This window comes from Pseudoxanthomonas spadix, from assembly GCF_003703395.1.
In the GTDB taxonomy this organism is placed as follows: Bacteria; Pseudomonadota; Gammaproteobacteria; order Xanthomonadales; family Xanthomonadaceae; genus Pseudoxanthomonas_A; species Pseudoxanthomonas_A spadix.
This window is the reverse complement of the sequence record NZ_RDQN01000004.1, coordinates 79268-105905: the sequence shown is the minus strand read 5'-3', so window position 1 is coordinate 105905 and position 26638 is coordinate 79268. Positions and strand designations below refer to the sequence as shown.

Here is a 26638-nt window from a genome sequence, read left to right as displayed (position 1 = left end):
TTCGATCAGGACGGGCGCCCATTGTCCGGGCTGGCCGCCGATGCCGCAAACCGCGGCCAGGCGAGGGGCAATCAGGGTGCCTGGGTCGCGCGCCTGTCGCGCAGCAGGCTGAAGGCGAAGCCGCCGACCGCAAGCGCCCCGCAGACGAGCAGGGCCCACAGCAGCAGCTGCTTCCAGTCGCGCGCGGCCGGCTGCAGCGCGTGCTCGCCGGCCAGGACCTGCGCATCGGTGCCCAGGGTGGCGGTGGCCGGCTGCCATTGCGCGCCGCGCTGCTGGCGCAATGCGGCGATCATCGCGGGCAGCGGCGCTTGCTGGCGATGCGCACGCGCGCTGCCCACGGCCAGCGCGTACGGCGGCGCGCCCTGGGCCAGGAACACCAGCACCTCGGGCCGGTAGCCCAGCTGCAACTGCGGCGGCGCGAGGCCTTCGACGCTGCCGGCACTGGCCAGCAGGCGCCAGTAACGGTCGCGGCTGGTCTGCGCCAGCGCCTGCGGCGGCGAGCGCTGCCGCTCGGCGCCGACCTGGTAGGCCAGCCAGGGGCCGACGCGATGGATCCAGGGCGCATCGGCCGCGTCGCGGCTCTGCACGCTCCAGGTGACGGCCTGGTTGCCGCTGGCCACCACATCGACCTGCGCGACCGGAAAGCGGCCGGGAGACACGAATTGGAATCCGCCATCGACCGCCTTGCCGTCCAGCCGCAGCGTCTGCCACGGCAGCGGCGCGGCCGGCACGGCAATTTCGGCCTCGACCGACTGCAGCGCCGGCAGCGCACCGGCGCGCGGCAGCAACCGCAGGTAGCGCGCCCCGGCGGTCAGGGCGATGCGACGCCGGGCCAGGCGCTGGCGTCCGTTGTCCAGTTCGACCACGGTGACCTGCGGGTCGATGACGAACCAGCCACGCAGGTCGTGGCTGCCCTCCAGCCGCAGTTCGGCCTGCAGCTGCGGCGGGTCCTGCCACTGCAGCCACAACGCCTGCAGCGGTGCTTCCAGCGCGCTGGCATCGAGCAGCCAGCCGCCGCCTTGCCGGTGGCCTGCGTTGGCATCGGCAGGCAGCCGGGTTTCCACGCGCGTCACCGCACCTTGCGCATCGCGCTCGGCGATCAGCTGCAGGTCACCGGAGGCGTCGGGCGGCATCGGCGGCAACTGGAAGAGCGGCAACGCCTGGCGCCGCGGCGGCCCGGCCAGCGGCGCATCAGGACCGAGCAGACTGGCAGGCAAGGGCTGGCCATCGGCATCGAGCGGCTGGACATCGCCCAGCGTTGGCGACTGCGCGCCGCGATAGACCGCCTCGCTCAGCGTCACCCGATACGCGCCGGCCTCCGCCGTGGACAGCTGCAGCGGCCATTGCTGCACGTAATCCTCGCGCGGTCCGGCCGCATGTGCGGCGATCGGCACCAGCAACAACAGGGCCAGGCACTTCATGCGTCCACCTCCAGGTCCGCGGCAACGGCGCGCGGCGGCGCCGGCGCGAAATATCCCACCACCGTGCACAGCAAGCCGTAGGCGATGAACGAGCCGATGCCCAGCAGGTTGCCCAGGTGCTGGCGATCGATCAGCATCAGCTTGGCCAGCACCAGGCCCATCAGCAGCGCACCGCCGAGCCACAGCCCACGCTGGCCACGCCGCGATCCCATCACCCAGCCGATCACGCCCAGCACGCTCCAGACCACGGTCAGGCTGGTCTGGGCGATGCCGGTGGACCACAACCCTGCGTCCCACGGCACCTGCGCCCAGTGATGCACGGTATGCAGGGTGGAGCTGGTCGCCAGCACCAGCCCGGCACCGGCCATCAGCATGCCGCGACGCGGCGCCCAGGCAGCAGGCACGGCGCCGCGCCACAGCCAGTGCGCGAGCAGCACGATCACCGCCAGCTGGGCCAGTTCCGCCGGATTGAACAAGGGCAGCCACGGCAGCGGTGCAGCGCCGAGCCGGGCGAACAAGCTCGCCACCCAGCCCACCGTCAGCACGGCGAAGACCGTGCCCTGCAGCGCCAACCGGCCAGGATCCAGCGCCGCGCCGCGCGGCCAGGCCAGCCAATGCCAGCGCTGCAGCGACAGCGCGGCCAGCAGCAGCCACGGCCAGGCCAGCAGCGCCCAGCCCCAGCCTTCGGCCAGGTGCAGTTCGCCGGCCAGCCACTGTCCCGCCAACGACAGCAGCAGCGGCCACACCAGCCACCAGATCAATTGCGCTGCCTGCGCAGCGCGCCCTTCCGCGCCGCGCAGGCACCACCGGGCGCGCACGCCCAGCACAGCGAAGACCGCCCATGCCGCGGCGCCTGCGCCAGCGAAGGGCTGCCCGTGCGCATCCACCTGCCACAGCGTCACCGGCATGGCCAGGGCGAAGCCACCCGTCGTGGTCCAGGCCAGCGCGGCATCGGGATGGCGCCGCTGCACTTCGGCGGCAAGCCAGGCGGTCAGCGCCAGCCCCGCCAGCACCAGGTCCGGCTGCTGTGGCGCGGAGGCGAAACGCAGGATCTCGTGCAGCCCCGCGCCGCTCCACCAGCCCAGCGCCCACAGGTAAGACAGCAGCGCCAGCACACGCCGTTGCACCCGCAGCGCCCAGGCGCTGGCAAAGCCGCCCAGCGCGATCAGCAGCGCGCTCATGCAGGTCGGATTGGCCAGCACCGTTGCATCGCGCGAAGTGGCCTCCAGGCCGATCACGAACGCCACCGCTGCGGCCAGCTGCAGCAGCACGCCGCTGACCACCGGCAGCCGGCGCTGCTGGCGCAGGCCCAGCCAGACCAGGCCGGCGCCTTCCAGCGCGAACACGCCGGCCGTGGCGCGTGCCGACAACGCCAGCGGCACCGCCAGGGTGGCAAAGCCCACCGCCAGCAGCGCATGGCCGTACCCCAGCAAAGCGGTGCGCGCATCGCGCAACAGCCAGGCGGCCAGGCCGGTATAGACCGCCGCAAGCGCCAGTGCGCACAGCGCCAGCGGCAGGCCGTCGCCCTGCAGCAACCCGGCCTGCAGGCAGAAGGCCACCAGTGGCGTGCCGAACAACAGGCTGCCATCGACCACCCTGGCCCGATCGTCGCCGCGCCGCGCATGCAGCACCGGGATCAGCAGGTAGAAGGCGAAGAACAGCAGCAGGAACGGCTCGGTGCTGGCGAACTTGTCCGGCCGGTAATCCAGCACGCCCCAGACCGTGCCGATGCCGAAGGTGAAGACAAATCCAAGCAGGTTCAGCACCCGCCACGACCGCACCCAGGCGATGGCGAACACCCCGGCATTGAGCAGCGCGTAGTAGGAAAACAGCGCCACGTGGTTGCCGCTGCCGGTGGACAGCCAGATCGGCGCCAGGAATCCGGCCAGCGTGGCCAGCACTGCCAGCGTGCGCGATTCCTGCAGCACCGCCAGCACGCACATGCCGGCCACCAGCACCACGCTGAGCGCAAACGCCGCAGCGGCCGGGATCAATCCCGACACCTTGAATGCCGCGAACACGGTCAGCAACAGCACCCCGATCGCGCCGCCCTGCAGGGCCAGCGCAAAGCCGCGGCGCGGCGCGCGCTGGCGCCAGCCGAACACCAGCCCGCCCAGCGCCGCCGCCGCGATGCCCGCGTAACGCAACTCGATCGGCAGGCGCAACCAGCCCTGGTCGCCCGCGTATTTCAACAATGCCGCCACCCCGGCCAGCAGCACCAGCATGCCGACCTTGACCGGCACGTTGCCTTCGGTGAACCAGCGCCTGGCCGCAGCCAGCAGGGTGATGATCGGGTCCGGACGCGAAGGCGCGGGCGCGGGCTGGAACGCAGGCCTCGGCGGCGATTCGGGCAGTGGCGGAGGCGTGGACGGCCCCGGCGATGGCGGCGCGGCGGTTTCAGGCGCGCGCGGCGGTGGCGCGGCATCTTCAGGCGTACGCGGCGGCGTAGCGGCGGCCGCCCTGGGTGCCTGCGCAACCGGCGCCGGTGCCGGGCCGGCATCGGCCTGCGGCCGCACGCTGTCGCGCTCGGTCACCCACGGCGTGGCGCCGCGCGCCGGGCGCCAGACCGAGGCCAGATCCTGCTCCAGCTGCTCGATCCGCCTGCGCAATCCCCGGATCGACACCAGTGCCACCACCAGCAGCACCGGCACCGCCAGCACGACCAGCCCCAACAGCACGATCAATGCCTGCAAATGCCCACTCCCTGTCAGCGTCACCGGCCGCCCCGCCGCCGTGCACGCATGCTACCGGAGTGGCGCCTGCACCAGTCGCGGTGCCTGGCGCCAGCCCAAGCCAGGCATCGCGACACGGTGCGGCCGGCGCCTCGACCAGCCTGCAGTGCAGTGCAGTGAATGCCCCGGGCTGCCTCAGCCGGACCCACGGGCCCGGCGCAATCGCCGGGCCCGTGGGTCGATGCGGGTCGGCGCCTTGAAGAATCGATGCCCTCTTCTTTGGCGTTCATCCACGCCGGCGGCGCCCTGTTCCCTGGTCCTGCGTGCACGCCGCCGCCTTGCGCTGCACGCCACGAACAAGGGCGCCTGCGCGGCGCCCTGTTTCAAGCCGATCCGGCGGCTTACTTCGCCGCCACCACGCGCACCATTTCCAGGCACTTGTTGGAATAGCCCCACTCGTTGTCGTACCAGGACACCAGCTTGACGAAGGTCGCATCCAGGGCGATGCCGGCGTCGGCGTCGAACACCGAGGTGCGGGTCTCGCCGCGGAAGTCGGTGGCCACCACCTTGTCCTCGGTGTAGCCCAGCACGCCCTTGAGCGCGCCTTCGCTCTGGGCCTTCATCTCGGCGCAGATCTCGGCGTAGGTGGCCGGCTTTTCCAGCTCGCAGGTCAGGTCGACGACCGACACGTCCGAAGTCGGCACCCGAAAGCTCATGCCGGTGAGCTTCTTGTTGAGTTCCGGGATCACCACGCCCACGGCCTTGGCCGCGCCGGTGGACGAGGGAATGATGTTTTCCAGGATGCCGCGCCCGCCGCGCCAGTCCTTGTTGGACGGGCCGTCGACGGTCTTCTGGGTGGCGGTGGCCGCGTGCACGGTGGTCATCAGGCCACGCTTGATGCCCCACTTGTCGTGGACGACCTTGGCCAGCGGGGCCAGGCAGTTGGTGGTGCACGAGGCGTTGGAGATGATCGCCTCGCCCTTGTAGGTCTTGTGGTTGACGCCGAACACGAACATCGGCGTGTCGTCCTTGGACGGGGCCGACAGGATCACCTTGCTGGCGCCGGCGTCCAGGTGCTTCTGCGCGCCTTCCTTGGTCAGGAAGATGCCGGTGGATTCGATCACCACTTCGGCGCCGACCTCGCCCCACTTCAATGCAGCCGGATCGCGCTCGGCGGTCAGGCGGATCTTGTTGCCATTGACGATCAGGGTGGTGCCGTCCACTTCGATGGTGCCCTTGAAGCCGCCGTGCACCGAGTCGTACTGGAGCATGTAGGCCAGGTAGTCCGGCTCCAGCAGATCGTTGATGGCGACGATCTCGATATCGCCGTCGAAATTCTGCACCGCCGAACGCAAGACGTTGCGGCCGATGCGCCCGAACCCGTTGATGCCGACCTTGATTGCCATGTTCACAAGCTCCTGCAGCCCCGCGGGGCTGCCAGTGGAAAGGGGCCTGGATTCTAGCAGGGGGCCCGGCCGGGGCCCGGTGAGTGACCGGTGACTGGAACGCGCGGTGCGCGGTATGCCGCCGCAGGGGCGCATTGATCCGGATCAAGGCGGCTGCGTCGAAGAGGCGAAAGACTGCGCCCATTCCATCGATACCGAGAACCCTCATGCGCAAGACATCTGCTCTCCTGCTGTGCACCCTGGCTGCGGCGCTTTCCGCCGCTGCCCCGGCGATGGCCCAGTCCAAGGGCGACTGGACCCTGGGTCTGGGCGTGGGCGTGGTCGATCCCAAGTCCGACGCCGGCGACCTCAATGGCGCCGCGCTGGGCCTGGGCAAGCTGCCGACCGAAGTGGACAGCGACACCAAGCCGACCGTCACCTTCGAATACTTCGTGGCCGACAACATCGGTGTGGAAGTGCTGGCCGCGCTGCCGTTCAAGCACGAGATCAGCATCAAGGGCGTTGGCAAGGTCGGCGAAACCAAGCAGCTGCCGCCGGTGGTCTCGCTGCAGTACCACTTCGTCAACGACACCAAGGCCACCCCGTTCGTCGGCCTGGGCGTGAACTACACCACGTTCTTCAGCACCGACGCCAAGGGCGCGCTGGCCGGCACCAACCTGGACCTGGATGATTCCTGGGGCGTGGCCGCGCACGTCGGCCTAGACTATGCGATCAACGACACCAGTGCGGTGCGGGTGGACCTGCGCTGGGCCGACATCGACACCGATGTCAAGGTCAACGGCGCCGAGCTGGGCAGTGCCGAGATCGATCCGCTGGTGTACGGCCTGGCCTACGTCCTCAAGTTCTGACCGGGCGCGCGGCAACGCGCGTGACCGCTGATGCGGCTCGCGTCATCCGGCAATCGGTGACGCGGCCGCGTGCGGCGAAGTGACCACCCGCGCTTGCTAGAATCGCGGCGATGAACAGAACCGCCGTTTTTGCATCGCTGGCTGCGCTGGCGCTGCTTTTGCACATTCCCCAGGCGCTGGCCTGGGGCCTGACCGGCCACAGGCTGGTGGCCGAACTGGCCGAACCCGATCTGACCCCCGCCACGCGCGTGCAGCTGGACAGGCTGCTGGCCAGCGAACCCGGCGCCACCCTGCCCGGGATCGCCACCTGGGCCGACGAGCTGCGCAAGCAGGATGCCGAGCTGGGCAAGCGCAGCGCCAGGTGGCACTACGTCAACCTGGGCGAATCGGATTGCCACTACGACCCGCCGCGCGACTGCCGCAACGGCGACTGCAACGTGGAAGCGATCAAGACCCAGACGGCGATCCTGGCCGACCGTTCGCTGCCTGATGCCCAGCGCCTGCAGGCATTGAAGTTCGTCGTGCATCTGGTCGGCGATGCCCACCAGCCGCTGCATGCCGGTTACGCCGGCGACAAGGGCGGCAACGACCGACAGGTCAACGTGGACGGCAAGGGCAGCAACCTGCATGCGCTGTGGGACAGCGGCCTGCTGCGCCACACCGGCCTGGACGAGGATGCGCTGCTGGCGCAGATCCGCGCGCTGCCGGCGCCGGCAGAGGCCGAACAGCCCATGCCCCTGCCGCCGCCTGCGGCCGCGTGGGCGCAGGCGGCATGTCGTATCGCGTTGGCGCCGGGGCTGTATCCGCCTGGCGCGAAGATCGACCAGGCTTATTTCGACACCTGGACCCCGGTTGCGCAACGCCAGTTGCGCCTGGCCGGCGCACGCCTGGCCCAGGTCCTGAACGCAGCGCTGGACAATTCCTGAGTCGGGCGGACGCTGCGGCACGCAAGGATCGCGCCCCTGGGATTTGAAGCGATCACAGGCCCGCGGTGGCGCGCGCCCAGCGCACGATGTCGGCCTGCTGCATTGCGCCGGATTGGCGTCCCAGCTCACGCCCGTGCAGGAACACGGCCATGGTCGGAATGCTGCGGATGCCGAAGCGCGCGCCCAGTGCCGGGTGGGCCTCGGTATCGACCTTGGCCAGGCGCAGCTGCGGCTCCAGCTGGGCGGCGGCGGCCTCGAAATGAGGCGCCATCATCTTGCACGGCCCGCACCACGGCGCCCAGAAATCCACCAGCAACGGCAGGTCGCTGTCGCGGGCATGGGTGTCGAAATGGGCAGCGTCCAGGGCCAGCGGATGCGCAGTGAACAGGGCTTGGTGACAGCGGCCACAGACCGGGCCCTGGCCCAGGCGCTGTTCCGGCACGCGGTTGCGTGCATGGCAATGCGGGCAGGCGATCAGCAGCGGCTCGCTCATGCACCGGCCTCGATGCTCTTGTCGCCACGCAGCACATGGCCGGCGGCGTCGGTGACGCTGACCTGGACATCGATGCCTTCGCGCACGCTCTGGGTGACCAGGCAATACTCCTCGAAGGTGTCCAGGACCCGCTCCAGGTTCTGGTAGGCGGCGTTGGCCTCGGGCAACTGCAGGGCCACCTCCACCCGGGGCACGCGCCAGCGACCTTCGGCATTGCGCACCGGGATGGCGGTGATCGAAGCGCGCAGCTTGCCGGGCGTGTTCCTGTGCTTGCGCAGGGCAAACAGCAGGCTGGCCGCCAGGCAGTTGGCGATGCCGGCCAGCAGCAACCGCAAGGGATTGGGACCGGCATCGTGGCCCAGCGGCGCGGCCTCGTCGGACAGCACATCGGGCACGTCCAGCCCCTGGAAGCGGATGCGGAAGGAGAAGTCCTGTTCCTGCTCGAGCAGGACGGTGATCGGGTCTTGGATGGCCATGGAAATCTCGTGGGTGGGTAATGCTGCCAGCGTACGCCTGCCCTTCGTTGCCTGCGCGTGCAGCCAGGGGCGATCCGGTGGGCAGGCCGCCCCGACGCCGGCGCTCGGCTAAGCTACCCGCGAACGCTTGTCCGGAGCCGTCATGCACCCTTGCCTGCTGGCTGCTGCCGTGCCGTGCGCAATGCCGACAGGCCGCCACGACCGAAAGCAGCACCTTCGCCGACTTCAGGAAGTCCTTCCAATGACAGGTTTCGTTTCGCGCCTGCTGCGCACCGCGGCGTTGCTGCTGGCGGCCGCGGCCGTTTTCGCCGCGCAGGCGGCCGAACCAGCGCCGCTCACCGTGTTCGCTGCGGCCAGCCTCAAGGAATCGATGGACCAGATCGCCGCGCTGTACCACCAGACCACCGGCACGCCGGTGGTCGTCTCCTACGCGGCCAGTTCCACCCTGGCCAAGCAGATCGAACACGGCGCGCCGGCCGATGTCTTCATGTCCGCCGACCTGGAGTGGATGGATGCGCTGCAGGCACGCGCGCTGATCGACCGGGCCAGCCGCCGCAACCTGCTCGGCAACACGCTGGTGCTGATCGCGCCCGCGGCCAGCACGGCCAGGGTCACGCTCAGCCAGCCCGACACGCTGGCCAGGGCCCTGGGCGAGGGGCGCCTGGCGGTGGGCCAGGTCAACGCGGTGCCGGCCGGCAAATATGCCAAGGCTGCGCTGCAGTCGCTGAAGCTGTGGGAGCCGGTGCAGGACCGGCTGGCCGAATCGGACAGCGTGCGTTCGGCACTGCTGCTGGTCTCGCGCGGCGAGGCGCCGCTGGGCATCGTCTATGGCTCCGACGCGGCGGCCGACCCCGGCGTGCGCGTGGTCGATACATTCCCCGAGTGGAGCCATCGGCCGATCGTCTATCCGGTGGCCACGGTCCGCACCGGCACTTCGCCCGCGCGCGCGGCCTTCGTGCAGTGGCTGGGCAGCGCGCCGGCCAGGGCGATCTTCGAAAAGCGCGGCTTTGCCGTGCTCGAGTAACGCATGCTGCATTTCTCGCCTGACGAGCTCACCGCCATCGGCCTGAGCGTGAAAGTGGCCGCGGTGGCCGCCATCGCCAGCCTGCTGCCGGCCATCGCGGTGGCCTGGCTGCTGGCGCGCCGGCGCTTTTTCGGGCGCACCCTGCTCGATGCCCTCGTCCACCTGCCGCTGGTGCTGCCGCCGGTGGTGATCGGCTATGCACTGCTGGTGACGATGGGCACCCGCGGGGTGGTCGGCGCCTGGCTGCTGGAGCAGTGGGGCATCCGCCTTGCCTTTCGCTGGAGCGGCGCGGCGCTGGCCTGCGCGGTGATGGGCTTTCCGCTGATGGTGCGCGCGATCCGCCTGTCGATCGAGCAGGTCGACCGCCGCCTGGAACACGCCGCCGCCACCCTGGGCGCGCCGCCGTGGAAGGTGTTCCTGACCATCACCCTGCCGCTGGCCTGGCCGGGCCTGGTCGCCGGCGCGGTGCTGGCCTTCGCCAAGGCGCTGGGCGAATTCGGCGCCACCATCACCTTCGTCTCCAACATCCCCGGCCAGACCCAGACCATGTCCGCGGCGATCTACAGCCTGCTGCAGGTGCCCGGCGGCGAGCACGGCATCTGGCGCCTGGCCGCCGTCTCGCTGGGCATCTCGCTGGGCGCGCTGGTGTTGTCCGAATGGCTGGTGCGCCGCCAGCGCGGGCGCGAGGCCGAGGTGCTGTGATGCTGGCGCTGGACGTGCAGTTGCAGCGCGGCCGCTTCACCCGCCAGGTGCGGATCGAAAGCCAGGCCCGGGTGCTGGCGCTGACCGGCCCGTCCGGGGCCGGCAAGACCAGCGTGCTCAATGCAATCGCCGGCCTGCTGCGGCCGCAATCCGGGCGCATCGCCATCGATGGCCAGGTGCTGTTCGACAGCGCCCGGCGCATCGACCTGCCGCCGCACCGGCGCCGCATCGGCTACGTGTTCCAGGAAGCGCGCCTGTTCCCGCACCTGGACGTGCGCGGCAACCTGGTCTATGGCCGCCACGGGCGCAGCGGCCAGGCGCAGTTCGGCTTCGATGCAGTGGTGGCGCTGCTGGGCATCGCGCCGCTGTTGCAGCGCCGGCCGCGCAATCTCTCCGGCGGTGAAGCCCAGCGCGTGGCGATCGGCCGCGCGCTGCTCTCGCAACCGGCGCTGTTGCTGCTGGACGAACCGCTGTCGGCGCTGGATGCCGGGCGCCGCGGCGAGCTGATCCCCTACCTGCGCCGGGTCTGCACCGAAACCGGCCTGCCGATGCTCTACGTCAGCCACCAGCCCGACGAAGTGCAGCAGCTGGCCGATGCGGTGCACGTGCTGGACTGACAGGCTGGGCGGCAATGTCATGCCATGGACCGGCACACATGGCCACGAAATCCCGTCATCGCGGCTGGCCCGGGCGACCGCAGGGCAATCGCCGCCCTTGCCCTCATCGCGCCGTGCGCCTGGGCCTCATTCTGCCAGCAGCCTCGCCAGCGCCTGGTAGGCGCGGCGCACGGTGTCCTGGCCGTGCACGGCTTCGAGCCGGCGCACGATGAAGTGTCCGCGCGCCATGCTCTGGAAGTGGTCCATGAACACCGAGTTGACCGTCGCCCCGCCCAGCGCGCCCAGCACCGGCATCCACTGCGCGGCGGCCTTTTCGCTGACCTGGATCGAATAGCGCTCGGCGATCGCCTTGACCAGGCCGACCAGCACCGGCGCGCCTTGCTTGTGCAGGCCGTGGCGCGCCAGATGGGTGGTCGCGTCGGACACCATCCGGCTCATGGCCTCGCGCGCGGCGTAGTAGCCCACTTCAGCCGCGTCGTCGCTGGCGGCGTTGCCGCCCAGGGCCAGCACCCGCACGCATTCCAGGCGCACCGCCGGATCGCTCAGATCCGCGCCTTCGCTGCGGGCGATGTCGGCGATGGAGCGCAGCATGATCGTGGTGGTCAGCGGCAGTTCCAGCGCCAGCGCGGTCAGGCCGAACGCGCCGCCGAGCGCACCGGTGGCCGCGGTGGCGCCCAGGTGCCACCAGTCCGAGGACTTGCGCACGCCCTCGGGTCTGGTGCGCGAGTCCAGGGTGGTCAGCGCGACCCGCAACGCCGCACCGATGGCCTTGCGCGCGGCGAAGCCGATCACCGCGTTGGCCCGGCGCGGCAGGAACCGGATCAGCTTCTCCACCGGCGTGCCGGCCAGGCTGGCCAGGCGTGCGCCGAAGCTGGGATGTTCCAGCCGCTGCACCGCCTGGCGCAGCAGTTCCAGGTCCTGCGGGCCGAGCGTGTGCACGCTGCCGGCGCGAATCAGTTCGCCGGCCAGCGGCGGCGGGGTGGCGCGGCGGTCGCCGGTGGCCATGGGTCAGCCTCCCCCGGCGCGCGCATGCACGACCCGGGCGGCGAACGCATCCAGTCCCGGCGCACTGCGATCCAGCCCACGCGCGCGCTGCAGGGCCTCGTTGGCTGCGCCCAGCTCGCCGGCGCCCAGGCGTTCGTTGCCGATATCGATCCAGCGCATCGCCAGCTGCCGGCGCGCAGTGCGCAGGTCGGAGTCGCCCGGCGCAAGCGCCTGCCAGGCATCCAGGCAGGCCTGCGCGGCACGCACCCGGTTGGCCGACAGTTCCTCACTCACGCAGCGCTGCACCTGCGGCACCAGGCGCTGGGCGGCGCGGCGCACCGTCGGCTCGTCCGGCGCCAGGGCCTGGGCCGCGCGCAGTTTGTCGAAGGCGCTTTCGCCGGGCGGTTCGATCCATTGGCCGCGCGCCTGGGCGCGCTGGGCATCGGCCAGCAGCGCCTGGATGCGGCGCTGGCGCTGCGCGGAGGCCGGCGCCGCCGCCTCCAGCCGCGCCTGGCTGCGGTGCGCACGCGCGATGGCGCCGCTGGCCTCGCTGACCGCACGGGACTGCGGCGCCAGCGCGCGCGCCTGCGCAAGGTCGGCGCTGGCCGCGTCGAAATCGAAATCCCCGGCCGCGCGTCGGGCGCGCTGCGCGTACTGCGTGGCGACGTCCTGCAGGCCCAGGGCCGCGGCCGCATCGCCCGGCGCGGCGGCCAGCACGGCTTGGTAGCTGGCCACGGCGCGCTCCAGGCGACCGCGGCGCAGCTCGGCGTCGGCCAGCCTGCGCTGGCGATCCAGCGCGCGCGCCAGTTCGGCCGTGGCGTCGGGCAGGTCGTAGTGGCCGGGGTCCAGTTCGCGCACCCGCCCGATGCGCCGGGCGCCGTCGGCCAGCTGTCCGGCCTGCAGTGCCCGGCGGGCCTGCGCCAGCTGGTCGGAGAGCAGGTCCTCGCGGGCTTCCAGGGCGATGGTGTTGTCCGGCTGCAATGCCAGCACCCGCTGCAACAGTGGCAGCGCCGCGTCGGGATCGCCATCGAGACGACCGGCATCGCGTGCGGCCACGGCCCGGGCGATCAGGGTGCCGACCCCGGCGGCAGTGGCCTGGCGCTTGCGCAGGTCGGCGGCGACCGCATCGGACTGCGCCCGTGGCACCTGCAGCTGGCGCGCCAGCTGCAGCGCCTGGCGCGCGGCATCGAGATCGTTGGCGTTCAGCGCGGCCCGGGCCTGGGCGATGGCGGCCGCGCCGACCCGGGCCAGGCCCTGGCGCGCCTCGCTGCGGTCGTTGTCCAGGGCCAGGGCGGCTTCGAACCGCTGCCGCGCACCGCTGCCATCGGCCGCGGTGAGCTTGCCCTGGGCGATCGCTTCCTCGCCCTGGTCCAGCAGTGCCTGGACCCGGGTGCCCTGCCACATCCGGTCGGCGATCGGCTTGCGCAGCATGATGGCGGTCGCCAGGCCGGCCAACGCCACCAGGCCCAGCAGCCACGGCCAGCGTGGCGGTGTGGCGCGCGCAGGCACGTCACGCGCGCGCTGTTGATCCTCGCCTGGCCCGCTGTGCCAGTCGATGTGCGGTTCGATCCTGCCCTCGGGCAGCTGGTCGGGCCTGGGATTCACGCGCCGCAGTATCCGCCAGCGCAGGTGACAAGCCGGTGCGGTGGCTGAACGCGTGGAGGCGGCACGGGGCTAGGCGCCTGTCGGACTTTGGCCCGACAGACTCCTAGCCGGCGCGGCGCGCGTCCTGCACGCCGGGCAATGCGTCCAGCTTGCCCAGCAGGGTGGACAGCTGGCCGTAGTCGGAGACCTTCAGCCGCAGCCGCAGGCGCACCCGGCCGGCGCGGCCGCTGTCGCTGTGGATGTCCAGCACGTGCGCGTCTTCCTGGGCGATCAGGGTCATGATGTCCTTGAGCAGCCACCTGCGGTCGATAGCCTCGATCAGTGCATCGACCTCGTAACCGCCCCCGGCCACGCCCCATTCCACCGGCAGCACGCGCTGCGGATGCTGGGCGGCCAGCCGCTGCAGCGCGGCGCAGTCGCGCCGGTGCACGGTGACCCCGCGGCCGCGGGTGAGATAGCCGGCGATCGGCTCGCCGGCCACCGGCTGGCAGCATCTGCCCAGCTGGACCAGCAGGTTGCCCACGCCCTGCACGGTGAAGTGCGACTTTTCCGCACCCGGCGCGCGCTGCACCGGGCGGCGGATCGGGTTCTGCAGCGGCAGCGGCGCATCGCCGGACTGGGCACGCTGGTCTTCCTGCAGGACGCGGGCGACCTGGCTGGGGCCGATGTCGCCGAGTGCAACCTGGATGTACAGCTCCTCGGCCGACTCGGCCCGGAACTTCTTCAGCGCCGGCCCCAGGTCCAGCTGGTGCAGGTGCAGGCGCTTGAGTTCGCGCTCCAGCAGCTCCTTGCCGGCGGCGATGTTGCCGGCCCGGTCGAGCTTGTGGAAATACGCACGCACCTTGTCGCGCGAGCGCGCACTGGCCAGAAAGCCGTTGGAGGCCTGCAGCCAGTCGCGCCTGGGCGCGCCGGTCCTGGCGGTCAGGATCTCCACGCGGTCGCCGCTGCGCAGCACATGGCTCAGCGGCACGATCCGGCCGTTGACCTTGGCCCCGCGGGTGCGGTGCCCGACCATGGTGTGCACGTGGTAGGCAAAATCCAGCACCGTGCCGCCACGCGGCAGGTCGATCACCTCGCCCTTGGGCGTGAGCGTGTAGATCCGGTCCTCGGCCAGTTCCGCGGAAAATTCGCCGCTGAGGCTTTCGCCCTCGGCGGTATTTTCCAGCAGCTGGCGCATCCAGGCGACCTTGCGATCGAAGGCGGCATCGCCGCCGCCTTCCTTGTAGCGCCAGTGCGCGGCCACGCCCAGTTCGGCCTGGGCATGCATCTCGTAGGTGCGGATCTGCACCTCCAGCGCGCGCCCTTCCGGGCCGACCACGGCGGTGTGCAGCGAGCGGTAGCCGTTGGCCTTGGGCCGGGCGATGTAGTCGTCGAACTCGGAGGGGATCGGCGTCCACAGCGCATGGACCACGCCCAGCGCGGCGTAGCACTGGGCCACGTCGCTGACCGTGATGCGCACCGCACGCAGGTCGAACAATTCATCCAGCGCGACCTGCTTGCGCTGCATCTTCTTCCAGATGCTGTAGATGTGCTTGGGCCGGCCACTGACCTCGGCGGCGATGTGGTGCTCGGCCAGGGTGGCGCGCAAGGTGGCCTTGACCTTCTCGATGTAGCGCTCGCGGCCGGCGCGGTTGTCGTCCAGCTGGGCGGCGATGGCGCGGTAGGTATCCGGCTGCAGATAGCGGAACGCCAGGTCCTCCAGCTCCCACTTCAGCTGCCAGATGCCCAGCCGGTTGGCCAGGGGCGCGTGGATGTCGCGGGTCAGCAGGGCCAGCGCGCGGCGCTGGTCTTCCGGCAACGCGCTGGCGGCGCGCATGCGGGCCAGCTGGCGGGCCAGCAGGATCGGCACCACGCGCAGGTCATGGACGATGGCCAGCAACAGCCGGCGCAGGCCTTCGGTATTGCGGCTGCTGCCCTGCTCGGCATGCAGGGCCCACACCTGCGCGGCCGCGTTCTGCCCGTCCAGCAGGGCGGCGATGCCCGGGTGCCTGGCCAACGCCGGCGCGGCCGCGGCCTGCAGGGCGGGCAGGCCGAACAGCAGCACGGCGGCGTTGGTTTCGCCATCGGCGGCCAGGCCGGCCAGGATCTCCAGCGTTTCGGCCACCACCGGCAGCGGGTCGGGCGCCCCATCCAGTGCGCAGGGCGCGGCTGCGGCCGGCTCGAGCGCCACATACAGGTCCTCGGGCAGTCCGGCCTGGTGTGCACGCTCGAGCAGGGTGGCGGGTGAATCCGGGGGCGTCATGGACACGATGGGCCGATCGGTGCGGCCGGGCTGCGACTACACTAACGGCCCGTGCACCCTGGGAACAACCACATGATCCACCTTCGTGCCGCATTGCTCGTCGTGGCCCTGGCCATGCCGCTGTCGGCGCTGGCGCAGGGCACCGCCGCACCGGTCAAGCTTGAGCAGCAGATGAGCGCGGGCGAGTTCAAGGCCGCCGGCCTGGACAAGCTCAGTGCCGCTGAACTGGCCGCGTTGAACGCATGGCTCAACCGCGCCGTGGGCGTGGAAACGGCCAAGGTCGCCGCCCAGGTGCGCGAACAGGCACGCGAGGAAGGCCGCAAGGAAGTGGTGGAGAAGAACCGCGGGTTCCTGGACTTCGGTTCTTCCGAACCGATCGTGTCCAGCATCCAGGGCACCTTCCGCGGCTTCGGCAAGGGCAGGCGTTACACCCTGGCCAATGGCCAGGTGTGGGAGCAGACCGACGATGCCACCCTGGCCGGGGTCAACCGGACCGAGCCGAAGGTCAGCATCAAGCCGGGCATGGTGGGCGAAAGCTGGTACCTGCGCATCGACGGGTTCAACACCTCGGCCAAGGTCAAGCGGGTCAAGTAGCCGGCCACGCGCAGCTCAGCGGCGCAGGGTCGCCAGCCGCTGGGCCAGCTTCTTCGGACTCACCCCCGGGCGCGCACCCAGCTCCTGGGCGAACAGCGACACGCGCAGTTCCTCGATATCCCAGCGCAGCGCCTGCCAGTCCTCTGAGTGCGCCTGGCCCAGCGCCTTGGCCTCCTCCAGCGCCTGCACGAACGGCGCCAGTTCCAGCATCCGCTGCTGGTCGCGGCTGGGATCGCGCTTGGCCCGTTCGGCGCGCAGCTTCATCGCCTTGAGGTAGCGCGGAAACCGGGCCAGGGCCTGGGCTGGCGTTTGACGCAGGAAGCCCGGATGCACCAGCGCGGCCAGCTGCGCGTGCAGGTCGTCCAGGTTGGCGCGCGCCCAGCCCATCAGCGGCGCTTCCAGCTCCGGCTTGAGTTCGGCGACCGCGCCGACAATGGCCTCGGCCAGCTTGAGCCGCTCCATCGCCTCGCCAAACAGGGCCCTGCCGGCCGCCTCGCGTCGCTGGGCGAAGCGGCCCGGGTCGCGGATCTCGCCAAGGCCTTCGGCCAGCACCGCATTCAATGCGGCATCGACGATGTCCCCGCGCAGGCGGTCCTGCCGCCTGGAGGCCTTGGCCTCCAGGCCAGCATCAAACTCGTGCAGCGCCGCGTACAGCAGGCCGGTCCTGGGCGAGACCGGCAGCTGCTTGCGCGCCTGCTTGACCTTGTCGGCCAGGGCGATCTCCAGCAGCCGGCGCACGCCTGCCGGATGCGCGCAGGCGGCCTGGGCGGGATCGGCGAAGATCCGCAGCGCCGCGCTGTCGCCTTCGTCCACCAGTGCCGGATAGGCGGGCACGCCGGCTTCGCCCGGGACCTGCAACGGGATCGGATCACGGGGGAAGCTGTGCAGGCCTTCGCTGGCAAGGGCGCGCCCGGCACGGGCAGAGAAGGCATGACCGGCGCGGGCGCCGAAGCGTTCGCGCAGGTCATCCAGATTGCGCGAGGACGCCAGCACCTTGCCGTCCTCGGCGCGCAGGCGCAGGTGCATGCGCAGGTGCGGTTCCAGCGCGGCTTCGTCGAAATCCAGCGCACTCACCGTCACCCCGGTGGCCTTGGCCAGGAACCGCGCCAGCTCGCCGCGCAGGTCATCGGCCGAAGGCGTGGAAAACGCCTCGTAGAACGCGCGCCCGAAATCCGGCGCCGGCACGAAGTTGCGACGCTGCGCCTTGGGCAGCGTGCGGATCAGGGCGGCGGCCTTGTCGGCGACAAAGCCCGGCGCCAGCCACGACAGCCGCGCCGGATCCAGGGCGTTGAGCAGGTGCAGCGGGATGTCCAGGGTCACCCCGTCATCTTCGGCGCCGGGCTCGAACTTGTAGTGCAGCGGCAGGCGCGCATCGCCCAGCGCGAAATACTTCGGATAGCGGTCGGCCTGGCTGCCTTCGCCGGGCAACAGGTCGGCCAGCGACCAGCGCAGGGCCTGGCGCTTGTCTTCGGACAGGGTCTTCCACCACCCATCCAGGCCGGCGGCCGAGTGGATCTGCGCGGGGATGCGGTCCAGGTACCAGCGTGCCTGCCAATCCTCGTCGGCGACGATGCCGGCGCGGCGCAGCTTGGCCTCTTCCTCGTGCGCGCGGGCCAGCACCTTGCCGTTGTCGGCCACGAACGCGGCGCGGGTGTTGATCTCGCCCGGCACCAGACCCTGGCGCACGAACAGCTCATGCGCCTCACCGGGTGCGATGCGGCCGTAGTGCACCGGTTTCCTCGCCGCCAGCACCAGGCCGAACAGGCTGATCTGCTCGTATGCCAGCACCTGGCCCTGCGCGCGCGACCAGTGCGGATCGAAATGCCTGCGCGCCAGCAGCTGCGGCACCTCGGCGATCACCCAGTCCGGCTCGATCGCGGCATTGGTCAGGCCCCACACGCGCTGGGTGTCCAGCAGGGTGGCGGCCAGCACCCAGGCCGGCGGCTTGCCGGCCAGCGCCGAACCGGGAAACAGCTGAAAGCGACGCTGGCGCGCAGACAGGAAGTCGCCCTTCTCGGTGCGATGGCCCACCTGCGTGGGCAGGCCGGCGATCAGCGCCCGATGCAGCGACTGGTAGGCGGCGCTGCGTTGGCGTGAAGCAAAACCGGGGTCAGAGTCGACTTTCCCCACGCCTACACCGGGCCCGGCGGCGCTGCACGGGAAAGTCGACTCTGACCCCGGTTTTGCTTTTCCTTCGCGCGCCAGGCGCGCGGCACGGTGCAGTTCGCCGCGCGTGGGCCGCGCGGACGGCTTGCCTTGGTGGCCGACCGGCGCCGCCGGCGAGCCGGCCAGCAGCGGCTCCATCGACGCTGGCGCCGGCTCTTCGGCCCAGCCCAGCTCCTCGCACAGCAGGCGCAACTGGCGATGCAGCTCGCGCCACTCGCGCATGCGCAGGAAGCTCAGGAAATGCCGCTGGCACCAGTCGCGTAGCCTGGATTGGGTCAGCTCCTCGTGCGCCACCCGGTAGCCATCCCACAGCCGCAGGATGCCGACGAATTCCGAACGCGCATCGGCGAACCTGGCGTGCGCGTTGTCGGCCGCCGCACGCGCTTCCGGCGGGCGCTCGCGCGGATCCTGGACCCCCAGGAACGCGGCGATCACCAGCATCGGCCGCAAACAGCCGTGCGCCTGCGCGGCCACCAGCATCCGCGCCAGCTTCACATCCACCGGCAGTCGCGCCATCCTGCGGCCCACTTCGGTCAGCTGGCGCAGGCCGTGGCGGTCGGCCTCGGTGACCGCGCCCAGCTCGACCAGCTGCTGCCAGCCATCGGCCACCGCGCGCTCGTCGGGGGCTTCCAGAAAGGGGAAGTCTTCGATCCGCCCCAGCCCCAGCTGCAGCATCCGCAGGATCACCCCGGCCAGCGACGAACGCCGGATTTCCGGATCGGTATAGCGCGGGCGCGCCTGGAAATCGGCCTGCGAAAACAGCCGGATGCAGACACCTGCGGCCACGCGCCCGCAGCGGCCCATGCGCTGGTTGGCGCTGGCCTGGCTGATCGGCTCGATGTGCAGGCGGTCCAGCTTCTGCCGCGGGCTGTAGCGCTTGACCCGGGCCAGGCCCGGGTCGATCACGTAGCGGATCCGCGGCACGGTCAGCGAGGTCTCGGCGACATTGGTGGCCAGCACGATCCGGCGCTGCGAACCGGGATTGAACACCGCGTCCTGGTCGCTGGCCGAGAGCCGCGCGTACAGCGGCAGCACCTCGGTGTGGCGATACTTGCGCCGCTCCAGCGCCTGGTGCGCATCGCGGATCTCGCGTTCGCCGGGCAGGAAGATCAGCACGTCGCCGCGCGGGTCCTCGCCGGTGATTTCGTCCACGGCCGCGACGATGGCCTCGTTGGTCGTCAGGCCGGGACTGGGGGCTGGCGACTGGGAACCAGAAGAAGCGCCAGATTCCGAAAATTCCTCGCTTTCTGCTGTTGCGAATGCCGAGTCCGCAGTCCCGGGGGCCGGTTCCAACGGCCGGTACCGTACTTCCACCGGATAGGTGCGCCCTTCCACGCTGACCACCGGGGCATCGCTGAAATGCGCGGCAAAGCGGGCGGTGTCGATGGTGGCCGAGGTGACGATCACCTTCAGGTCCTGGCGCCTGGCCAACAGCTGCTTCAGATACCCCAGCAGGAAGTCGATGTTGAGGCTGCGTTCGTGGGCCTCGTCGACGATGATCGTGTCGTAGTTGGACAGCCAGCGGTCACTGGCGATTTCCGCCAGCAGGATGCCGTCGGTCATGAACTTGATGCGGGTGTCCTGGCCGAGGTTGTCGTTGAAGCGCACCTGATAGCCGACTGCCCCGCCCATCGGCACGGCCAGTTCCTCGGCCACGCGCCTGGCCACCGCACGCGCGGCGATCCGGCGCGGCTGGGTGCAGCCGATCATCCCGGCCACCCCGCGCCCGGCCGCCAGGCACAGCTTGGGCAGCTGGGTGGTCTTGCCCGAACCGGTTTCGCCGGCAATCACCACCACCTGGTGGCTGCGGATCAGCGCGACGATCTGCTCGCCTTCGCGGGCGATCGGCAGCGATGGGTCCAGCGTGATCGCGGGCAGCGAGGCGGCGCGCTGTTCGAAGGCCTGGACCGAGGCCTGCAGCGCCTGGCCGAAGCGTTCACGCAGCTGCTCATCGTCGGGCCTGGCCTTCCAGCGCGCCCACAGGCCATGCAGGCGGCCACGGTCGCGGCTGAGCGCGCCATCGATGGCACGCCGGGCGGCGTCGGGATGTTGGGGGAGGACTGCGATTGGATGCATGAATCGATTGATCGGGATCTTTTGATTACCAAACTTCATCCACAGCGTTTATTGTCACCCATCGCCACTGACCAGGAGCCCGACATGGCCAAGACCAAGACCAAGACCAAGACCCCGTCCAAGAAGCAGTCCACCCCGCTGGCCGCGGCTGCTCCCAGTGCGCCGAACGTGGATATCGGCATCACCGCCGGCGCCCGCAAGGAGATCGCCCAGGCCCTGTCGCACTTTCTGGCCGACGCCTACACGCTGTACCTGAAGACCCACAACTTCCACTGGAATGTCACCGGGCCGATGTTCAACTCGCTGCACCTGATGTTCGAGACCCAGTACACCGAGCAGTGGGGCGCCCTGGACGAGGTGGCCGAGCGCATCCGCGCGCTGGGTTTCAACGCGCCGGGCTCGTACCGCGAGTTCGTCGCCCTGACCTCGATCCCGGAAGAGCCTGGCCTGTCCGACAGCGCCGACTGGAAGGAAATGGTCCGCCAGCTGGTGGTTGGCAACGAGGCGGTGTGCCGCACCGCCCGGGCCACGCTCAAGACCGCCGACAACGGCAGCGACGACCCGACCGTGGACCTGATGACCCAGCGCCTGAACACCCACGAAAAGTACGCCTGGATGCTGCGCTCGCTGCTGCAGTAGGCTTCGGCGCGGCGGAGGCGCTGCCGTGCCCCTTCTCCCCCGCCCGCGGGGGAGAAGATGCCCGCAGGGCAGATGAGGGGGGCTTTCGCGCATGCCGCAATGGCGGGTCCGGCGATGGTGGGTCAAGACCCACCCTACGTTGCGGCCGTGCCCCTTCTCCCCCGCCTGCGGGGGAGAAGATGCCCGCAGGGCAGATGAGGGGGCTTTTCGCGCGTGCCGCGATGGTGGGGTCCGGCGGTGATGGGTCAAGACCCACCCTACGTTGCTGCCGTGCCCCTTCTCCCCCGCCCGCGGGGGGAGAAGATGCCCGCAGGGCAGATGAGGGGGGCCTTTCGCGCGTGCCGCGATGGTGGGTCCGGCGATGGTGGGTCAAGACCCACCCTACGTTGCTGCCTTGACCCTTCTCCCCCGCCCGTGGGGGAGAAGATGCCCGCAGGGCAGATGAGGGGGGCTTTTCGCGCGTGCCGCGATGGTGGGTCCGGCGATGGTGGGTCAAGACCCACCCTACGTTGCGGCCGTGCCCCTTCTCCCCCGCCTGCGGGGGAGAAGATGCCCGCAGGGCAGATGAGGGGGGCTTTTCGCGCATGCCGCGATGGTGGGGTCCGGCGATGGTGGGTCAAGACCCACCCTACCGGGTCCGGCGGCCTTGCCGATGGCCCGGTATCCTGTGCGCATGCAAGCACGTGCGTTGGAAATCCTGCACCGGGTCTTTGGACACCCGGGTTTTCGCGGTGAACAGGCCGCCATCGTCGAGCATGTCGCCAGCGGCCACGACGCCCTGGTGCTGATGCCCACCGGCGGCGGCAAGTCGCTGTGCTACCAGGTCCCGGCGCTGCTGCGCGAAGGCGCCGCGATCGTGGTCTCGCCGCTGATCGCGCTGATGCAGGACCAGGTCGAAGCGCTGCGCCAGCTCGGCGTGCGCGCCGAGTTCCTCAATTCCTCGCTCGAATCGGGGGAAGCGGCGCGGGTGGAGCGCGAACTGCTGGCCGGGCAGATCGACCTGCTCTACGTGGCGCCCGAGCGCTTGCTCACGCCGCGCTTGCTGTCGCTGCTGGACCGCGCCCGGATCAGCCTGTTCGCCATCGACGAGGCGCACTGCGTGTCGCAGTGGGGGCACGACTTCCGCCCCGAATACCGCCAGCTGACCGTGCTGCACGAGCGCTGGCCCAACATCCCGCGCATCGCCCTGACCGCCACCGCCGATCCGCCGACCCAGGCCGAGATCGCCGAACGCCTGCAGCTGCAGGGCGCGCGCCGCTTCGTCAGCTCCTTCGACCGGCCCAACATCCGCTACACCGTGGTCCAGAAGGACAACGGCCGCCGCCAGCTGCAGGACTTCCTGCAGGACCACAAGGGTTCGGCCGGCATCGTCTACTGCATGTCGCGCAGGAAGGTCGAGCAGACCGCCCAGTTCCTGTGCGAGAAGGGCTTCAATGCCCTGCCCTATCACGCCGGGCTGGACGCGCAGGTGCGGGCCAGCAACCAGCGCCGGTTCCTGCGCGAGGACGGCATCGTCATGTGCGCCACGATCGCCTTCGGCATGGGCATCGACAAGCCGGACGTGCGCTTCGTCGCCCATACCGACCTGCCCAAGTCGCTGGAGGGCTACTACCAGGAAACCGGCCGCGCCGGCCGCGATGGCGAACCCGCGCAGGCCTGGCTGGCCTACGGCCTGGGCGATGTGGTCCTGCTCAAGCAGATGATCGAACAGGGCGAGGCGTCCGAGGAGCGCAAGCGCCTGGAACGGCGCAAGCTGGACCAGCTGCTGGGCTACTGCGAATCGATGCAATGCCGGCGCCAGGTGCTGCTGGCCGGGTTCGGCGAGAACTATCCAAAGCCGTGCGGCAACTGCGACAACTGCCTGACTCCTGCGGCCAGCTGGGATGCGACCGATGCGGCGCGCAAGGCGCTGAGCTGCGTCTACCGCAGCGGCCAGCGTTTCGGTGCCGCGCACCTGATCGAGGTGCTGCGCGGCGCCGACACCGAGCGCATCCGCCAGCTCGGCCACGACAAGCTCTCCACCTACGGCATCGGCGCGGACCTGGACGCGGGGATGTGGCGCGGCGTATTCCGCCAGCTGGTCGCCGCCAGCGTGCTGGAGGTCGATGCCGAAGGCTACGGCGGCCTGCGCCTGACCGCGGCCAGCAAGCCGATCCTGCAGGGCCAGCAGACGGTCATGCTGCGCAAGGATTCGCCCCGGCTGCGCCAGCGCGAACGTGGCGGCAGCCCGGTCGCGGCGGAAGTGGCCGAGCTCGACCTGCCGCTGTTCCAGGCCCTGCGCCAGCTGCGCGCGCAACTGGCCAAGGAACAGAACGTGCCGGCCTACGTGATCTTCCACGATGCCACCCTGCGCAACATCGCCCAGCAGCGCCCGGCCGACCTGCGCGCCCTGGCCAGGGTCGGCGGCGTCGGCGGCAGCAAGCTGGAGCGCTACGGCCCGGCGCTGCTGGACGTGGTCCGCCAGGCGGGTTGAGCAAGCGGCCGGACTGTTTTGAACCCCACCCTTTCCGGAGCTGACGCTTGAGCGGCTACTGCGCCATCGCCCCCGGCCACCCGGTCCACGGCCCTTACCACGACACCGAATACGGCTTCCCGCAGCGCGAGGAAGCGGTGTTGTTCGAACGCCTGCTGCTGGAGATCAACCAGGCCGGGCTGAGCTGGGAAACCATCCTGAAAAAGCGCGAAGGTTTGCGCGCCGCATACGGCGGCTTCGAGGTGGACACCGTCGCCGGCTACGGCCAGGCCGACATCGCCCGGCTGATGGGCGATGCCGGCATCATCCGCAACCGGCTCAAGGTGCTGGCGGCGATCCACAACGCCCAGGTCATCCAGACCCTGCGCGCCTCGCACGGCGGCTTCGCCGGGTGGCTGGATGCGCACCATCCGCTGGAAAAGGCCGACTGGGTGAAGCTGTTCAAGCAAACCTTCCGCTTCACCGGCGGTCAGATCACCGGCGAGTTCCTGATGAGCCTGGGCTATCTGCCGGGGGCACATCATCAAGGGTGTCCTGCGTTCGCCCTGGTCGCACGCCGGCAGCCGGCCTGGATGCAGGCGCGCTGACGCCTCCGTCCGGCCGCGCTGCCCGCCGGCACCCGCCTTCAGACCCGGCTGCGCCGCAGGCGCAGCGAATTGCCAACCACCGAGGCCGAGCTCAGGCTCATGGCCAGTGCCGCGATCATCGGCGAGAGCAGCCAGCCGGTGAACGGGTACAGCACCCCGGCGGCCAGGGGGATGCCCAGCCCGTTGTAGAGGAAGGCGAACATCAGGTTCTGCTTCATGTTCCGGACCGTCCCCACTGACAGCGCGCGCGCGGTGGCGATACCGCGCAGGTCGCCCTTGACCAGGGTGATCTGGGCGCTGTTCATCGCCACGTCGGTGCCGGTGCCCATGGCGATGCCGACATCGGCCCGGGCCAGCGCCGGGGCATCGTTGATGCCATCGCCGGCCATGGCCACCACCCGCCCTTCGCGCTGCAGGCGCTCGATCAGGGCCAGCTTGTCGGCCGGCTTGACCTCGCCGTGGACCTCGTCGATGCCCAGCCGCGTGCCCACCGCCTGCGCGGTGGTCAGGCCATCGCCGGTGGCCATGATCACGCGCAGGCCGGCGGCCTTGAGCGCGGCCAGCGCCTCGGGCGTGCTCGCCTTCACCGGGTCGGAGACCGCCAGCAGGCCGGCCAGTTGGCCGTCCACCGCCAGGTACATCACGCTTGCCCCTTGGCCGCGCAGGGACTCGGCCTGCGCCACCAGCGGCTGGACCGTGACCCCTGCCTGTTCCATCAAGGCGGTGTTGCCCAGGGCCAGCTGGTGGCCGGCCACCTGCCCGCGCACGCCGACGCCGGAGCCGGACTCGAAGTTCTCCGGCTTGTCCAGCGCCAGCCCCTGGGCGCGCGCGGCCTGCACGATGGCATCGGCCAGCGGATGTTCGCTGCCCTGGTCCAGGCTGGCCGCCAGGCGCAGCACATCGGCCTCGCTGAAGCCTGTGACCGGCACTGCGCGCTCGAACGTCGGCCGTCCTTCGGTCAGCGTCCCGGTCTTGTCGATCACCAGGGTATCGACCTTGCGCAGGTTCTCGATCGCCGCCGCGTCACGGAACAGCACGCCCTGGGTCGCCCCGCGGCCGGTGGCGACCATGATCGACATCGGCGTGGCCAGCCCCAGCGCGCACGGGCAGGCGATGATCAGCACCGACACGGCGTTGATCAGGCCGTAGACCCAGGAGGGCGCCGGGCCGAACAGGCCCCAGGCAAGGAAACTGGCGATCGCCACGGCGACCACGATGATCACGAAATAACCCGCCACCACGTCGGCCATGCGCTGCATCGGGGCCTTGGAACGCTGGGCCTGGACCACCATCTGCACGATCTGCGAGAGCACGGTGTCCGCGCCGATGCGCTCGGAGCGCATGACCAGCGCGCCGCTGGTGTTGAGCGTGGCGCCGATGACCTTGTCGCCCTGGCGCTTGCCGACCGGCAGCGGCTCGCCGGTCAGCATCGACTCGTCCACCGAGCTTGTGCCCTCGACCACCACCCCGTCGACCGGCACTTTTTCGCCCGGGCGGATGCGCAGCAGGTCGCCGACGTGGACATGGGTCAGCGGCACGTCTTCCTCGCCACCGTCGGCGCGGATGCGGCGGGCGGTCTTGGGCGCCAGGCCCAGCAGTGACTTGATCGCCGCCGAGGTCTGCGAACGCGCCTTGAGTTCCAGCAATTGCCCCAGCAGGGTCAGCGAGATGATGACCGCGGCGGCCTCGAAGTAGACGCCAACCCGGCCCATCGACACGAACGAGGCGGGAAACACCCCCGGCGCGACGGTCGCCACCACGCTGTAGACAAAAGCCGCGCCGGTGCCCAGGCTGATCAGCGTCCACATGTTCGGACTGCGGTGCAGCAGCGAGCGCCAGCCGCGCACGAAGAACGGCCAGCCGGCCCACAGCACGATCGGCAGGGACAGCACCAGCTCCACCCAGCTCTGGGTGGCCATGTCCATCAGTTGCAGGCGTTCACCGAACATGGCCAGGGCGAGCACCACCAGGGTCAGCGGCAAGGTCCACCAGAACCGCCGGGTGAAGTCGCGCAGTTCCGGGTTGTCTTCCTCCAGGTCCGGCAGCAGCGGCTCCAGGCTCATGCCGCACTTGGGACAGCTGCCGGGGTGATCCTGGCGGATTTCCGGATGCATCGGGCAGGTGTAGATCGTGCCGGCGGGCGCGGCCTGGGCCGGGCTCGCCGCCGCTGCCGACTCGGTCTGCCCGTGGTCGTGCCCCTGGTGCTGGTCGTGGCCGGGCACTGTGCCGCCGCCGGCCGATGCCTGGTCGTGCGTCTGCCCCGCGGGCACCGGCTCGAGTGCCATGTTGCACTTGGGACAGCGACCGGGGTGATCCTGGCGGATTTCCGGATGCATCGGGCAGCTGTAGACAGGGCCGGCCGAAGCCTGCGGCCCGGCCGACTCGGCACTGGCGTAGCGGGCCGGGTCGGCCTCGAACCTGGCCTTGCAGCCTGCGCTGCAGAACGCATAGGTCCGCCCCTGGTAGGAGGCCCGGTGCGCCGCGTCCGGGCCGACCCGCATGCCGCAGACCGGATCGGTCAGCGCGGCGCCGGCCGGCGCGGCCGGGGCCTGCCCGTGCCGGTCATGATCGTCGCCCGATGCTGGCGCTGGCTGCCGGGGCTGATCCGGTGCGGACGGTGTTGCCGGTGGCTGATGCATGGTCTATCTCCGAATGCTTGGGGGCAGGCATGACATTGGCGATGCGCG

At 70.6% G+C, this 26638-nt stretch carries 19 protein-coding genes; 9 read left to right on the top strand and 10 right to left on the bottom strand.

The window, feature by feature from the left end; all coding sequences use genetic code 11:
- Positions 1 to 71: 71 nt before the first annotated feature.
- The 3 genes from D9R12_RS07730 to gap all read right to left on the bottom strand — a co-directional run bounded on the left by D9R12_RS07730 (position 72) and on the right by gap (position 5499).
- Positions 72 to 1421 carry a DUF3999 domain-containing protein gene (locus D9R12_RS07730; RefSeq protein WP_122229578.1) on the bottom strand — a complete coding sequence of 450 codons (1350 nt, stop codon included), beginning with the start codon at positions 1419 to 1421 and terminating at the stop codon, positions 72 to 74.
- Positions 1418 to 4114, bottom strand: coding sequence for a DUF2339 domain-containing protein (locus D9R12_RS07725; RefSeq protein ID WP_122229576.1), 2697 nt, complete (start codon positions 4112 to 4114; stop codon positions 1418 to 1420). Before D9R12_RS07725 ends, D9R12_RS07730 begins: the two co-directional genes overlap by 4 nt.
- 380 nt (positions 4115 to 4494) lie before the next feature.
- Positions 4495 to 5499, bottom strand: a complete 1005-nt coding sequence (gene gap / locus D9R12_RS07720; protein ID WP_122229942.1) for a type I glyceraldehyde-3-phosphate dehydrogenase — start codon at positions 5497 to 5499, stop codon at positions 4495 to 4497.
- A gap of 206 nt (positions 5500 to 5705) precedes the next feature.
- Between gap and D9R12_RS07715 the strand changes: the two genes are divergently transcribed.
- Positions 5706 to 6347 (top strand): OmpW/AlkL family protein, encoded by a 642-nt coding sequence (locus D9R12_RS07715; RefSeq protein WP_122229574.1) that lies wholly within the window; start codon positions 5706 to 5708, stop codon positions 6345 to 6347.
- A gap of 110 nt (positions 6348 to 6457) precedes the next feature.
- Complete coding sequence (locus D9R12_RS07710; RefSeq protein WP_122229572.1) at positions 6458 to 7273, top strand: S1/P1 nuclease; 816 nt, start codon at positions 6458 to 6460, stop codon at positions 7271 to 7273.
- Positions 7274 to 7325: 52 nt separating this feature from the next.
- Here D9R12_RS07710 and trxC read toward each other — a convergent pair whose 3' ends face one another.
- Positions 7326 to 7766 (bottom strand): thioredoxin TrxC, encoded by a 441-nt coding sequence (gene trxC / locus D9R12_RS07705; protein WP_122229570.1) that lies wholly within the window; start codon positions 7764 to 7766, stop codon positions 7326 to 7328.
- Positions 7763 to 8242: an OsmC family protein gene (locus tag D9R12_RS07700; protein WP_122229568.1), complete on the bottom strand. Its 480-nt coding sequence runs from the start codon at positions 8240 to 8242 to the stop codon at positions 7763 to 7765. The genes trxC and D9R12_RS07700 overlap by 4 nt, the downstream gene beginning before the upstream one ends.
- A gap of 241 nt (positions 8243 to 8483) precedes the next feature.
- Here D9R12_RS07700 and modA point away from each other — a divergent pair, with 241 nt between their 5' ends.
- From modA to modC, 3 genes are read left to right on the top strand one after another with little or no spacing between them, the layout of a single operon-like run.
- Positions 8484 to 9266 (top strand): molybdate ABC transporter substrate-binding protein, encoded by a 783-nt coding sequence (modA, locus tag D9R12_RS07695; RefSeq protein ID WP_122229566.1) that lies wholly within the window; start codon positions 8484 to 8486, stop codon positions 9264 to 9266.
- A gap of 3 nt (positions 9267 to 9269) precedes the next feature.
- Positions 9270 to 9968: a molybdate ABC transporter permease subunit gene (gene modB / locus D9R12_RS07690; protein WP_014161450.1), complete on the top strand. Its 699-nt coding sequence runs from the start codon at positions 9270 to 9272 to the stop codon at positions 9966 to 9968.
- On the top strand, positions 9968 to 10585 hold the full coding sequence (modC, locus tag D9R12_RS07685) for a molybdenum ABC transporter ATP-binding protein (protein ID WP_122229564.1): 618 nt from the start codon (positions 9968 to 9970) through the stop codon (positions 10583 to 10585). Before modB ends, modC begins: the two co-directional genes overlap by 1 nt.
- A gap of 126 nt (positions 10586 to 10711) precedes the next feature.
- Here modC and D9R12_RS07680 read toward each other — a convergent pair whose 3' ends face one another.
- The 3 genes from D9R12_RS07680 to D9R12_RS07670 form a co-directional block, all read right to left on the bottom strand.
- A complete protein-coding gene (locus D9R12_RS07680; RefSeq protein WP_122229562.1) occupies positions 10712 to 11590 on the bottom strand; it encodes an EcsC family protein in 879 nt (292 codons plus the stop codon).
- Positions 11591 to 11593: 3 nt separating this feature from the next.
- Positions 11594 to 13000, bottom strand: a complete 1407-nt coding sequence (locus D9R12_RS07675; RefSeq protein ID WP_425479083.1) for a hypothetical protein — start codon at positions 12998 to 13000, stop codon at positions 11594 to 11596.
- A 277-nt stretch (positions 13001 to 13277) separates the two neighbouring features.
- A complete protein-coding gene (locus D9R12_RS07670; RefSeq protein ID WP_122229560.1) occupies positions 13278 to 15416 on the bottom strand; it encodes a RelA/SpoT family protein in 2139 nt (712 codons plus the stop codon).
- A 72-nt stretch (positions 15417 to 15488) separates the two neighbouring features.
- Between D9R12_RS07670 and D9R12_RS07665 the strand changes: the two genes are divergently transcribed.
- Entirely contained in the window at positions 15489 to 16010 is a 522-nt protein-coding gene (locus tag D9R12_RS07665) for a hypothetical protein (RefSeq protein WP_043290621.1), read from the top strand.
- 15 nt (positions 16011 to 16025) lie between these two features.
- Here D9R12_RS07665 and hrpA read toward each other — a convergent pair whose 3' ends face one another.
- Complete coding sequence (hrpA, locus tag D9R12_RS07660) at positions 16026 to 20252, bottom strand: ATP-dependent RNA helicase HrpA (RefSeq protein WP_122229558.1); 4227 nt, start codon at positions 20250 to 20252, stop codon at positions 16026 to 16028.
- Between the two features lie 84 nt (positions 20253 to 20336).
- On the opposite strand from hrpA, the gene D9R12_RS07655 reads away from it, so the two are divergent.
- From D9R12_RS07655 to D9R12_RS07645, 3 genes are all read left to right on the top strand, one after another.
- Complete coding sequence (locus D9R12_RS07655; protein ID WP_122229556.1) at positions 20337 to 20891, top strand: Dps family protein; 555 nt, start codon at positions 20337 to 20339, stop codon at positions 20889 to 20891.
- A 673-nt stretch (positions 20892 to 21564) separates the two neighbouring features.
- Positions 21565 to 23364, top strand: a complete 1800-nt coding sequence (gene recQ, locus D9R12_RS07650; protein ID WP_122229554.1) for a DNA helicase RecQ — start codon at positions 21565 to 21567, stop codon at positions 23362 to 23364.
- Positions 23365 to 23411: 47 nt separating this feature from the next.
- Positions 23412 to 23951: a DNA-3-methyladenine glycosylase I gene (locus D9R12_RS07645; RefSeq protein ID WP_122229552.1), complete on the top strand. Its 540-nt coding sequence runs from the start codon at positions 23412 to 23414 to the stop codon at positions 23949 to 23951.
- A gap of 38 nt (positions 23952 to 23989) precedes the next feature.
- On the opposite strand, the gene D9R12_RS07640 is transcribed toward D9R12_RS07645, so the two are convergent.
- Complete coding sequence (locus D9R12_RS07640; RefSeq protein WP_122229550.1) at positions 23990 to 26590, bottom strand: heavy metal translocating P-type ATPase; 2601 nt, start codon at positions 26588 to 26590, stop codon at positions 23990 to 23992.
- Between the last annotated feature and the right edge of the window lie 48 nt (positions 26591 to 26638).

Coding starts and splice junctions, on each gene's coding strand:
- D9R12_RS07730 (WP_122229578.1), bottom strand. CDS start 1,421: ATGAAGTGCCTGGCCCTGTTGTTGCTGGTGCCGATCGCCGCACATGCG.
- gap (WP_122229942.1), bottom strand. CDS start 5,499: ATGGCAATCAAGGTCGGCATCAACGGGTTCGGGCGCATCGGCCGCAAC.
- D9R12_RS07715 (WP_122229574.1), top strand. CDS start 5,706: ATGCGCAAGACATCTGCTCTCCTGCTGTGCACCCTGGCTGCGGCGCTT.
- D9R12_RS07710 (WP_122229572.1), top strand. CDS start 6,458: ATGAACAGAACCGCCGTTTTTGCATCGCTGGCTGCGCTGGCGCTGCTT.
- trxC (WP_122229570.1), bottom strand. CDS start 7,766: ATGAGCGAGCCGCTGCTGATCGCCTGCCCGCATTGCCATGCACGCAAC.
- D9R12_RS07700 (WP_122229568.1), bottom strand. CDS start 8,242: ATGGCCATCCAAGACCCGATCACCGTCCTGCTCGAGCAGGAACAGGAC.
- modA (WP_122229566.1), top strand. CDS start 8,484: ATGACAGGTTTCGTTTCGCGCCTGCTGCGCACCGCGGCGTTGCTGCTG.
- modB (WP_014161450.1), top strand. CDS start 9,270: ATGCTGCATTTCTCGCCTGACGAGCTCACCGCCATCGGCCTGAGCGTG.
- modC (WP_122229564.1), top strand. CDS start 9,968: ATGCTGGCGCTGGACGTGCAGTTGCAGCGCGGCCGCTTCACCCGCCAG.
- D9R12_RS07680 (WP_122229562.1), bottom strand. CDS start 11,590: ATGGCCACCGGCGACCGCCGCGCCACCCCGCCGCCGCTGGCCGGCGAA.
- D9R12_RS07675 (WP_425479083.1), bottom strand. CDS start 13,000: ATGCTGCGCAAGCCGATCGCCGACCGGATGTGGCAGGGCACCCGGGTC.
- D9R12_RS07670 (WP_122229560.1), bottom strand. CDS start 15,416: ATGACGCCCCCGGATTCACCCGCCACCCTGCTCGAGCGTGCACACCAG.
- D9R12_RS07665 (WP_043290621.1), top strand. CDS start 15,489: ATGATCCACCTTCGTGCCGCATTGCTCGTCGTGGCCCTGGCCATGCCG.
- hrpA (WP_122229558.1), bottom strand. CDS start 20,252: ATGCATCCAATCGCAGTCCTCCCCCAACATCCCGACGCCGCCCGGCGT.
- D9R12_RS07655 (WP_122229556.1), top strand. CDS start 20,337: ATGGCCAAGACCAAGACCAAGACCAAGACCCCGTCCAAGAAGCAGTCC.
- recQ (WP_122229554.1), top strand. CDS start 21,565: ATGCAAGCACGTGCGTTGGAAATCCTGCACCGGGTCTTTGGACACCCG.
- D9R12_RS07640 (WP_122229550.1), bottom strand. CDS start 26,590: ATGCATCAGCCACCGGCAACACCGTCCGCACCGGATCAGCCCCGGCAG.